This is a genomic window from Muricoprocola aceti, from assembly GCF_025567005.1.
Classification (GTDB): Bacteria; Bacillota; Clostridia; order Lachnospirales; family Lachnospiraceae; genus Marvinbryantia; species Marvinbryantia aceti.
The window spans coordinates 1-11,885 of sequence record NZ_JAOQKE010000036.1; the positions used below are offsets into that span (position 1 = coordinate 1).

Here is an 11,885-nt window from a genome sequence, read left to right on the forward strand (position 1 = left end):
GAGAATTTCTGACAACCGAATTCCTTACAAATGAATTCGTAAAAGGCTGCGGTTCACAGCCCAAGGTAGATGCATTTGTAAAATATGATCAGGAAAGATAATTAAAAACAAAAAGCCCCATTTTTCTGGTATGAGTAATGATCCAGATGGAATGGGGCTTTTATATTTCTGAATGTGCTTAATGGAACAGACTGGCAAGATACTGGCTTGGAGACAGCCCGGTATTTTTCTTAAATATCTGGCTGAAATATTGTGGATTCTGACCACAGCCTACCAGTTCAGCGATTTCCTGTACATTATAGGTGCTCTGCTCCATATAATATTTTGCCTTTTGGATACGCAGATCAGTCAGGTATTTGGAAAATTTCATTCCTGTTTCTTTGGCAAATCGTTTACTTAGGTAATCGACGTTCATAAACAGATAATTTTCCGCAAGCCATTTCAGTGATAAACCGGATTTTTCCAGGTTCTGTTCCGTATAGGTGATGATTTTCTGGCTGAGGCTTACGCAGGAACTGCAGTTATGGTAATTCTCAAACAGTTCCGTCAGTTTCCCGCGGACAGACAGGAGGACAGAATCATTTGGTTCCGTCTGATTGATAGCAACCAGATACTTCATTGCGTCTGTCATGTCCGGTTCCGTCTGTTTGGATATGGCATAAATGATGATAGAAGAAGCTTGCTGGCGTAACAGTTCCGGATCAGATATATCGTTCAGAAGCGCAAGCAGTTCATCCAGAGCTGTTAAAGCTGCATCCAGATCCAGTGAAAACGCAAGATCAGTCAGACGATACAGTTCTTTTATCACAGCATGATAGTTATAAATCGGTAAAGCGGAATCATCGATTACCTGATAGATAACTTCATAATTTTTAATATGTTTTACAAAATCCGTCATTAATAAATGGACAGAATCGTATTCTGATTTTTTGTATTCAGAGAGCAGACCGCAGGCCTGTGTTTTCAAATCTGCCAGAAATAAAAGGACGCTTGCGGCTATGTCAGGATTGGATTGGTAAAAACAGATAATAGTTCCCTTCACATAAAACAGGTGGAAAGGAATATCCGGATAACGTGCAGTTATATTTTCATACAGATCATTACAGATAGAAAGAAAGGTTTCCTGTGTAATGAAATAGATATAAAAAAGGGTATACGGCTCCTGTGTTACACTGGTGTACTGATAATAGGGAGACGGATTTTCCTGCATCCATTCTGTCGGGGTCTGAAGATAATAGGTCAGAATGTTTTTCATAATAACCGGCTGGATGATCTGAGATGATGGAGCGGGTTCATTTTTAGAAGCCAGAGCATTCAGATAGTCCTGTTTGGCTGAATTTAAGCAGGCAATGATCTGTTCTTCGTTACATGGTTTCAGCAGGTAATGTTTCACACCGTACTGCATGGCACGCTGTGCGAATTTAAATTCTCCATACCCGGAAAGAATCACAAACTGGGTATCAGGGTTAATTTCTTTTATGCGTTGGATAAGATCCAGTCCACTCAGACCGGGCATTTTGATATCTGTCAGAACGATATCCGGATAGTCATCCAGAATCCTGTTATAGGCTTCGATTCCGTTTTCCGCAGTTCCGATAAGGAAAATGCCGAGAGAATCCCAGTCAATCAGTGAGGCGATGGTTTCGCGTATAATTCTTTCGTCGTCAACAATGAGTAATTTTATCATGATGCCCTCCCGGAAGATAAATATTTACAAGTGCAATATCATCATTTTCATTGCAAAGTTCCAGACCATACTGGGGACCGTAGATGATTTGAATGCGTTTCTGGATGTTCAGAATGCCTACTCCGAAGCCATGACCGGAAGAAGTTCCGTTGATCATATTTTCCAGGGCATGGTTTTCGAATTGAGAGCCGTTGTTCTTTACGGACACTATATAAAAATCATTTTCCTGACGTGCGGATACTTCTATATGGCATGGTTCAATGATTTCTTCCAGCGCATAATAGATAGCATTTTCCACAAGGGGCTGGATCGTCAGATGCGGAAGTTCAATATCCAACAGAGTCTCTGGAACATGTTCGCAATATTGCAGCCGGTCTCCGTAACGGATTTTCTGAATGGTCATGTAATGAGATACAGTCTGCAGTTCGTGTTTCAGAGAGTTAACTTTATCTTTGACACTGATTGTTTCACGCAGAAGACCGCCAAGCGCTTCTACCATAGCTGAAATATCGGATTCCCCGATTGCTTTTGCGCGCCAATTAACAGATTCAAGTGTGTTGTAAAGAAAGTGCGGGTTGATCTGATTCTCCAGGGCTTTGAGCTGAGCCTCTTTTGTCAGAATTTCACTGACATAATTCTGACGGATCAGATCCTGAGTCTGACGCACCATATCATCAAAATGATTATGCAGGATACCGATTTCGTCTGTCCGGTTCTGATAGGAATGATCGACTTCAAAGGCAAGCGTATCACTGTTAGAAAAGGTATTCATCTTTTCCACAAGCACGGAGACATCTGACAGAGTCAGAGCAACCAGTTTTCTGGTCAGAAACAGAATCAGAGCAAGCGTAAGAAGAATCAGAACAAAAACAGCAAATTCGGTTCTGTGGATCGTTTGGGCCATCGTACTATATGGAAACAGACAGATGTAACGCCAGGAATTGGCACCCAGATCCCCCTGTACTGAAAAATAAGAGGTACGATCAAGGTTAATTACCTGATAGTCGGATGCCAGTTTTCTGGATAATTCAGTAGCCTGTTTTAAGGTAAAGTTATCCGGATAATAAAAAACTTTATCGTTTTCGTCCATCAGAATGTACTGAATATTATCGGGCAGAATAATAGACTGTGTGCTGGAGGCAATCAGGTTTTTCAGGTCCACATTGACGATGACGGTTCCAAGTGTCCGAAAAGAAAGATGCTTCACCTGTCTGGATTCCCGGCCGAGGAACAATCCATGTGTCCCGCAGTAAGAGGTATCCCATACAGGATAACCGGAGTTGGACTTTGTTTCAGCAATGATGCTGGTATGCACATGAGCAGGAGTGGAAGAACATCCCGGTTCATAGCTGGTAACATGCATATCATTAGAATAAATGCTGATATAACCAATACTGTTATTTTTATAAGTCTGCTGATAATCGGTCAGGAGACGCTCCAGATTACTCCTGGCATTTTTCTTTTTAATTTCGTAATCTTCATCCTTCAGAATAATCAGATTCTGCCGGATGTTACTATTGGTTACAATCATATTTGTCATAGATTCAATATTAGACAGTTTTGAAGAAATATCAGAAGAAGTATAATTCAGTGAACCGGCAAGTGCCTTGTAAATCAGGGCATTTCCGGAATTAATGGTCATGGTAATGCCGCCGATGGACATGGTTGTGAGTAGTATCACGGCCAGAGATACAATCAGAGTAATTTTAGAATGCAACGAAAAATTTCTGATGTGCGATAACATTTTTTCTTTCATGTCAGTAGTTCCTTTTGCCTGGGCTTTTTCTCAGTGTAACACGAAAACAGGCAAAAAATGAAAAATAAATAGAAAAAATCGGTTTTTTAAAATCAGAGGTCGGTTTTTTTTATGTTCAATCAAAGTGCCCGGAACTATAATAAATTGTGTCAGATAAATTAATGAAAGCAGGAAAATCGCAGGTCAGACTACAGATGGAGAAGAGGTCAAAATGAAAAAAAGACAGAAACCATTATGGAAAAAGCTTGCAGCAGCGGGGTTGATATGCGGTGCCTGTATGATCATGCAGGAAAGCAGCGTTCTGGCAACGGCAGATCCTGCAGGTTATCAGATTGTAATGATTGCAAAACAGAGTGATCCATGGTTTGAAGATATGGAAACCGGTGTGGAGCAATTGAAAAAAGATATCGGATTGAATGTTTCCATGCAGTATCCTGAGACGAATGATGCAAAAGGACAGGTCAGGATCGTGGAAAGTCTGATGGAACAGGGTGTGAATGCCATCTGTATTGTACCAAATGATCCGGAGGAACTGGTGGACGTGATACAGGAAGCACGGGATATGGGGATTGTGGTAGTGACACATGAAGCACCGAGTATTGCAGATAAGGTGGATCTGGATGTAGAAGCATTTGTGAATAAGACATTCGGAGAATTATTTGGAAAAAATATTGCAGAGGCCATGGACGGTAAAGGATACTATGCCGGGATGGTGGGAAGCAGAAATATGGACACTCATTTGGAATGGTATCAGGCAGCAGTCAGTTATATTGAAGACAACTATCCGGATATGATGTGCCTGACACAGGAACCTCAGGAGGATGGGAATTCTCTGGAAGGTGCCTATGAAGCTACGAAATATCTGGTAGACAATTATCCGCAATTGGGGGGAATCATCGAATGTTCCGCATATGGCGCCGGCGTGTGCAATGCGCTTTCGGAGAAAAAACTGTCAGATAAAGTGAAAGTTGTTTCTCTGGCAGTACCGTCCCAGGTAACAGATTTTCTGGGAAACGGTTCACTGATCAGTATTCTTGCATGGAGACCGGCAGATGCGGGATATGCAGTGTGTTATGCGGCTTATTTGCTGGCATCGGGACAGACAGTGGAAAATGGAACTGATCTGAAGGCCACAGGATATGAATCTGTTCGAGTCAAAGATGGAATTGCTTATGGAAGTGCGCCGTTGGAATATACTGCGGAGAATATAGAGGATTATATGTTCTGATAAAGGGGGTAAACACAATGGATTATAAAGAAAAATACGAAACCATGCTGAAAGAATACCGGCAGGTTTTTGAAACACTGGATCAGAATAGCATGAGAGAGTTTATAGAGCTCATAAAGAAACATGACAGAATTTTCTGCATTGGAGTCGGACGTGAAGGAATGATGACCAGAGCCTTTGCAATGAGACTGATGCATATGGGAAAAGAAGTGCACTGGATCTGGGATGATACAACACCGCATATCGGTAAAGGTGATCTTCTGATTGCAACGCTGGGGGATGGAAGCATAGGACATATTGATTATGTCTGCAGAAGAGCAAAAGAAGCAGGAGCATACATTTGTGTGGTAACCGGTTCTCCAAGTGGAAAAACAGCGAAAGAAGTAGCAGATCAGGTATTCTTTATCCCGGCCTGTGTGTACAGAGGGACAGATCCTGTGGTACCTTCCTTTCAGCCAATGGGAAATCTATTTGAACAGTGTCTGTTAATGGTATTTGATGTGATTGTTATGACACTCGTAGATGAAATTCCGGATCTGACATTTGAAAAAATGTCCATGCGTCACCGGAATGTAGAGTAACGATATAGACACGTGGGGGTGTTTATATAAATATATAATCTTGGGAGGATTACAAAAATGAAAAAGAGAATGGCGTTAATACTTGCAGCAGCGATGGCAGTGTCTATGGCAGTTCCGGCGGCGGCAGCAGACAAAGATGCAGAATACACAATTGCACTTTGCGCAAAGACAGAAGGTATTGCATGGTTTGATGATATGCGTACCGGTGTAGATGAATTCAATGCTGATCACGAGGATGTATATTCATACGAAATTAACCCGGAAGGTTCTGACGCAGCAAAACAGAATGCTATGCTGGAAGACCTGATTGCCCAGGGTGTAGATGCAATTTGCTGTGTACCTGTAGATGCGCAGGCAGTAGCTGAGACACTTCAGAAAGCAAGAGATAAGGGCATTGTTGTTGTTACACATGAAGCGTCCGATATACTGGATTATGTAGATTATGACCTGGAAGCATTCGATAACGATTATTTCGGAACATTATACGGTCAGTATCTGGCAGAAGCAATGGGTGGAGAAGGTCAGTATTATGCAGCGGTTGGCGGACTTGGAATGACAACTCATATGCAGTGGTTCAATTCTATGGTTGATTACCTGAAAGAAAACTATCCGGATATGGAACTGGTTAACCCGGACGGAATTCCTGGAGAAGATGACAATAACGAACAGACAGCTTATGATCTGGCAGTTCAGGCGATCGCAGCATATCCGGATCTGAAAGGTCTGGTAGACTGTGCGGCATCTTCCAATGGTATGGCACTTGCACTGGAAGAACAGGGACGTACAGATATTAAACTGGTTGGTCTTGCTACACCATCACAGGGCGGAGCTTATATCAAAGACGGAACACAGTACAGAGGTCTTTGCTGGAGACCGGCAGACGCAGGTTATACAGCATGTGAGATTGCTTATAATATCTTAAAAGGTGAAGAAATTACAAGTGAATCTTCATTCACAAAAGAAGGATATGAAACAGTTACAGTCGATGGAAATCTGGTAATCGGAAATGCACCATTAGTATTCGATGCTGATAATGTAGATGACTATCCATTCTAAATCGTATTTCGATGAATAAGGTGTGCGGGCGGGTAACAGGCCCGCACTTCTTTTAAAAATAAATGGAGGCAATGTTCGATGATAAATGCAAAGAATATAGTAGAGGCAGAGCATATCTGTAAAAGTTATGTAGGCGTACAGGCACTGAATGATGTGAGCATTACCATTAAAGAGGGAGAGATTAAATGTCTCGCAGGGGAAAACGGATGTGGAAAATCCACATTTGTAAAAATTATTGCAGGGGTAGAAGAGTGTACATCAGGAACCATCCGGATAAATGGGAAAGATTGTACGAAACATTCTGCAAAACAGGCCATTGATGAAGGAATTCAGGTTATTTTCCAGGACTTGTCCCTGTTTCAGGAAATGTCTGTTGCAGATAATATCGCAATAAACAAACTCATCAAGGAAGGAAAACCGCTGACAAATAAAAAAGAGATCCGTAAAATCGCAGAAGATGCATTGAAACTGATTGGAGTAGATATCCCGCTGGACGCAAGTATTCAGGAATTATCGATTGCAAACCGTCAGTTGATTGCAATCTGCAGAGCACTGGCACTGGATGCAAAGCTTCTGTTTATGGACGAACCTACGACGGCATTAACGAAAAATGAAGTAGACAGTCTGCTTGATATTGTCATGGGATTAAAGAAGAGAAATATAGCGGTAGTATTTATCAGTCACAAACTGGATGAAGTTATGAGAATTGCAGACAGTATTACAGTAATCCGAGACGGACAAAAAATAGGTGATTTCGCGGCAGCGGATATGGATGCACAAAAACTTGCATTTTATATGACGGGAAGAGAAGTAGCATATCAGCAATATGAGAGAAAACAGGAAGATCATACTAAATTGCTGGAAGTAAAAAATCTCAGTAAGGCAGGAAATTATAAGAATGTAAGTCTGGATGTGAGAAAGGGAGATATTTTAGGGCTGACAGGTCTTCTTGGAGCAGGACGTACAGAATTGGCACTTTCAATCTTTGGCTTAAATAAACCGGACAGCGGAGAGATTTGTATGGAAGGAAAACCGGTGAAGATTTCCTGTCCGCAGGATGCAATTGATCTTGGAATCGGACTGGTTCCGGAAGAACGTGCAATACAGGGACTGTTTCTGCAGAAGAGTATCAATGAAAATGTAGCAGCAGCAATTCTGAAAAGATTAACAGGATTCTTAGGAAATATAGATCAAAATAAATCACGCAAATTAGCGAAAGATGCGATAGAGCAGTTTCGTATAAAGGTATATAACGAAGAAACACTGATCAATACATTATCCGGTGGAAATCAGCAAAAAGCGCTGATTGCCAGATGGGCAGCTTCTCATCCGAAATTATTTATTCTGGATACACCGACCGTTGGTATTGATATTGGATCCAAATCAGAAATTTATGAATATATTCAGAAATTTGCCGAGGCCGGAATTGGTGTCATTATTATTTCGGATGAAGTGGAAGAAATCGTCAGCAACTGTAACAGAGTGGTGGTTATGTTTGACGGTGAAGTAGTGAAAGAATATTCTGAAGAAGAAATGCAGGCTCCGGATATCAGAGAGCAGATTAATGCGCTGGTAGAATCCGGAAAAAAAGCAGGTAAGGAGGCGCAATCATGAAAGGATTAAAAAAAATTGACAAAACACAGCGCTTTCTGATTGCAATTATTGTTGTGTACTGCATCATTGTTGCAATGAGAAATCCGGCATTTTTAAGTCTGACTACATTATTTAATATGGTCAGATCTGCTGCAGGAACGACCATACTTGCAATGGGAGTTCTGGTGGTTATGATTTCAGGCGGAATTGATGTATCCTTTCCGGCAGTTGCAATATTCGGGGGATATGCCTCCTTAAGAATTTGCATGTGGTGTAATATAAAAAGTCTGTTTCTGGCATTTTTGATTTCAATTGCAATCGGTATTCTTCTGGGACTGATCAACGCGGTATTGATTAATATTCTGAAACTGGAACCGTTTATTATCACTCTGGCAACTGCAAGTGTATTCTTTGGAGTTATGACGATTCTGATCGGAACCAAGAATGTCGGAGCCAGTGATCTTCCGGAACAATTCCGTGCATTGAGTTCAGCCAAGGTATTTACCACAGTAAACCAGTATGGCGGCAAAATCGGATTATCGGTATTTATTATACCGGTAGTATTATGTGTACTGCTTACCTACATTATTTTACATAAAACATTGATCGGAAAAGGTATTTTTGCGTTGGGATGTAATAATGAGGCGGCAAGAAGAGCAGGTTTTAATGTGACTTTGCTGAGACTGTTTATTTACGGTTATGCAGGATTTCTGGGAGGAATCATGGGAATCATCTATATTGCCGGTACGAATTCTGTCAATCCGGTATCTCTGGTCGGAACGGAAATGTCCGTGATTGCCTGCGTGGTAATTGGCGGTGCGAAGCCGAGTGGAGGTTACGGAAAAATATTTGGAACATTGTTGGGAGTGATCCTATATTTTCTGTTTAATCAGACCCTGGTTTATCTGGGACTGTCTGCTGCATGGCAGGACTTTTTCATGGGAATTGTCTTGCTGATCAGTATTATGTCCACATCTTATCAGAACAGAGTACAGAATCGAAAAAACTTTATTTACACAGAATAGCACAGGAGGAAGAAAATATGAAGAAGTTAAAGGAGTATCTCAACAGGGATATATCAATGGCCATTTTGTTTATCTTTTTCCTGGGAATCTGCGTAATCATGCTTGCCAGTTTTGGAACCAGTATGTTTAACGGACAGACTCTTTCCAGCATGGCGTTTCAGCTTTCAGAAGTAGCGGTACTTGCTTTTGGAATGGCGCTGTGTATGCTTCAGGGAGGTATTGACCTGTCCATTGTGGCAAATGCCAATTTATCCAGTCTTCTGGCGGCAATGGTTCTGACAGGAAAATTTTTCGACATTCAGAAGGCGGGAAATGTGGTAACGATTCTGGTTGCAATAATTGTGACGGTGATCGTCAGCAGTTTGTGTGGTCTGATGAATGGACTTATCATATCTAAGTTTTCGGTATCCCCAATTGTGACCACGTTGTCTACAATGACACTGTTTTCCGGACTTGCAATGGGAATCACAGGTGGCAACAGTATTGGAGGTTATCCGGAATCGTTTTTGAAATTCGGATCTGGTTCTGTTGCCGGTATCCCAATCGTATTTATCACAGCTGTCGTCGTATTTATTGTTCTGATTCTGGCACTGGATCGAACAAAATTAGGTCATGAGATTCACTATATCGGAGAAAATCATACAGCATCCAGATTCGCCGGCATTGATAATGAAAGAGTAATTATGAGAATATATACCATATCCGGTCTGATGGCGGGTATTGCATCTTTAATGATCATGGCAAGAGCAAACTCCGCCAGATGCGGATACGGTGACAGTTATCAGCTGCAGGTTATTATGATATCGGTTCTCGGCGGAATCAGTCCTTCAGGTGGAAAAGGAAGACTGTACGGTGTCTTTATTGCAACATTCTGTATGCAGTTAATGCAGACAGCATTTACATTATGGCAGTTTTCACCGTATTCGAAGAAACTGATCTGGGGAATGATGCTTCTGGTTATTATGTTGATCAATATGATGCAGGCAAAGATCAGCAGAAACGCAAAGATTCGCGAAATGAATGCAAAGAGGCTGGAGAATGCAAAATAATAAGCGTTTGTTTTTTGTGACAAATACAAAGATGTCAAAAGGAATAAAAGAAAGTATTCAGTATTTTGAAGAATTGAATCAGAAAGTCGCAGATCTTGGCGGTATGCAGGTGGAGATTGCAGTTATGCTTCCATATGCAGCGTTGTATGCTGTAAAAAGCAGTGAGAAAAGAAGAGGCATTCTTTTGGGAGCCCAAAATGTATGTGGGGGACGTGAAATCGGTTATACCGGGGAAATCTCAATAGAAATGTTAAAAGAACTGGAAGTCGACTGTGTGATGGCAGGACATTCGGACCGGCGCTGCAAGATGAATGAGAGTAATGAAGAAATCAGAAAGAAGGTGTTGCTGGCAACAGAACAGGATATTTGTGTCTATCTGTGTATAGGGGAAACAGAGCAGCAAAAGCAGCAGGGGATTACAGAAGAAGTATTAAAAATTCAGTTAAAGAAATGTCTCCAGGGGGTATCAACAGAGAAATTACATCTGCTCCGGATTTTATATGAACCGGTATGGGCAATTGGGGTATCGGGAGCCGTAGTTTCACCTCAGTATGCAGAAAAAAGTCATGAGATCATACGGAACTGCCTGGCAGAATTATATGGCCAGGACAGGGCGGATAGCATACCGATTATTTATGGTGGAAGTGTGGATAAAGAAAATGCTCTGCCACTCATAGAGCAGCAGCAGATAGATGGACTTGGAATCGGAAGAAATGCGTGGGATGCAGAAGGATTCAACAGAATCATTCGCAAAGTGATATTTGAACAGAAAAGAGGAAAAAGCGATGCAGAGAATATTGAATAATCCTGATAATATTACAGATGAAATGCTGGAAGGTTTTATGCGAGTGCATGAAGATATTGTGGAGCCGACGGATAATCCAAGAGCAATTCGTGCAAAAACGTCCACAAAAGGACGAGTTGGAGTGGTGACGGGAGGCGGTTCCGGACATAAACCTGCATTTATCGGTTTCTGTGGAGAAGGAATGTGTGATGCAGTGGCGGTCGGAGAGATCTGCTCGTCACCTACAGCAAAAGCTTTTCTTGATGCATTCTCAGCTGCAGATGGCGGAAAAGGTGTTGCGTGTCTGTATGGTAATTATTCCGGTGATAACATGAATGTAAAAATGGCTGTCAAGATGGCAAAAAAAATGGGTCTGACGGTAAAAACAGTATGCTGTAATGATGATGTAGCAAGCGCACCACTTGCAGAGCGCGAAAAGAGACGTGGAATTGCAGGTGAAATCATTATGTATAAATGTGGTGGAGCTATGGCGTCTACAGGCGCAGATTTGGATGAAGTGATTCGTGTGGCACAAAAAGCAGTAGATCATTCCAGAAGTGCAGGGGTTGGATTGACACCTTGTACACTGCCGGCAGTTGGGCATCCGAATTTTGAAATTAAAGAAGGAACTATGGAAGTGGGGGTTGGTCCTCACGGCGAACCAGGAATGGAAGTATGCAAACTGGAAAGTGCAGCCGGAATTGCAAAGCGGCTTACGGATATTATTCTTCCGGATTATCCTTTTGAAGAAGGTGATGAGGTAAGTGTACTGATTAATGGTATGGGAGCAACACCGTTGAATGAGCAGTATGTATTATATAATGAGGTGGCAAAGATACTTGATGCAAAAAAAATACATATTTATAAATCATATGTAGGAAATTACCTTACCTCGATGGATATGATGGGAGCATCCCTTACCATAACAAAATTGGACGACGAATTAAAGAAAATGCTGGATATGCCAGCGTATACGATGGGATTTCATGAGAGATAAAAGGAGCGCAGAAAAATGATAGTAAAGAACGCAAAAGGTCGTCCGATTCTGCTGAATATGGTACAGGCTATTCATGAAAATAAACAGTATCTGGGTGATATCGATGGCCTGATCGGTGACGGAGACCAT

Annotated in this window: 10 protein-coding genes; 8 read left to right on the forward strand and 2 right to left on the reverse strand. The window is 41.6% G+C overall.

The features are described from left to right. Window positions 1-178: 178 nt before the first annotated feature. Together OCV47_RS15455 and OCV47_RS15460 are read right to left on the reverse strand one after the other, a co-directional pair. Complete coding sequence (locus OCV47_RS15455) at window positions 179-1,687, reverse strand: response regulator transcription factor (protein ID WP_262655919.1); 1,509 nt, start codon at window positions 1,685-1,687, stop codon at window positions 179-181. Continuing rightward, window positions 1,665-3,443, reverse strand: a complete 1,779-nt coding sequence (locus OCV47_RS15460) for a sensor histidine kinase (protein ID WP_262655920.1) — start codon at window positions 3,441-3,443, stop codon at window positions 1,665-1,667. Before OCV47_RS15460 ends, OCV47_RS15455 begins: the two co-directional genes overlap by 23 nt. Window positions 3,444-3,654: 211 nt before the next feature. Between OCV47_RS15460 and OCV47_RS15465 the strand changes: the two genes are divergently transcribed. From OCV47_RS15465 to OCV47_RS15500, 8 genes are all read left to right on the forward strand, one after another. After that, window positions 3,655-4,671 carry a substrate-binding domain-containing protein gene (locus tag OCV47_RS15465; RefSeq protein WP_117449978.1) on the forward strand — a complete coding sequence of 339 codons (1,017 nt, stop codon included), beginning with the start codon at window positions 3,655-3,657 and terminating at the stop codon, window positions 4,669-4,671. A gap of 17 nt (window positions 4,672-4,688) precedes the next feature. Then, window positions 4,689-5,252 (forward strand): SIS domain-containing protein, encoded by a 564-nt coding sequence (locus tag OCV47_RS15470; RefSeq protein ID WP_117449977.1) that lies wholly within the window; start codon window positions 4,689-4,691, stop codon window positions 5,250-5,252. 57 nt (window positions 5,253-5,309) lie between these two features. Continuing rightward, on the forward strand, window positions 5,310-6,308 hold the full coding sequence (locus OCV47_RS15475; protein ID WP_262655922.1) for an autoinducer 2 ABC transporter substrate-binding protein: 999 nt from the start codon (window positions 5,310-5,312) through the stop codon (window positions 6,306-6,308). A 78-nt stretch (window positions 6,309-6,386) separates the two neighbouring features. After that, window positions 6,387-7,922 (forward strand): sugar ABC transporter ATP-binding protein, encoded by a 1,536-nt coding sequence (locus OCV47_RS15480; RefSeq protein WP_117449975.1) that lies wholly within the window; start codon window positions 6,387-6,389, stop codon window positions 7,920-7,922. Beyond that, a complete protein-coding gene (locus OCV47_RS15485; RefSeq protein WP_117449974.1) occupies window positions 7,919-8,926 on the forward strand; it encodes an ABC transporter permease in 1,008 nt (335 codons plus the stop codon). Before OCV47_RS15480 ends, OCV47_RS15485 begins: the two co-directional genes overlap by 4 nt. A gap of 17 nt (window positions 8,927-8,943) precedes the next feature. Beyond that, a complete protein-coding gene (locus tag OCV47_RS15490; protein ID WP_262655923.1) occupies window positions 8,944-9,975 on the forward strand; it encodes an ABC transporter permease in 1,032 nt (343 codons plus the stop codon). After that, complete coding sequence (locus OCV47_RS15495; protein ID WP_262655924.1) at window positions 9,965-10,780, forward strand: triose-phosphate isomerase family protein; 816 nt, start codon at window positions 9,965-9,967, stop codon at window positions 10,778-10,780. The genes OCV47_RS15490 and OCV47_RS15495 overlap by 11 nt, the downstream gene beginning before the upstream one ends. Next, window positions 10,761-11,756 (forward strand): dihydroxyacetone kinase subunit DhaK, encoded by a 996-nt coding sequence (locus tag OCV47_RS15500; protein WP_262655925.1) that lies wholly within the window; start codon window positions 10,761-10,763, stop codon window positions 11,754-11,756. Before OCV47_RS15495 ends, OCV47_RS15500 begins: the two co-directional genes overlap by 20 nt. Window positions 11,757-11,885 lie beyond the last annotated feature (129 nt).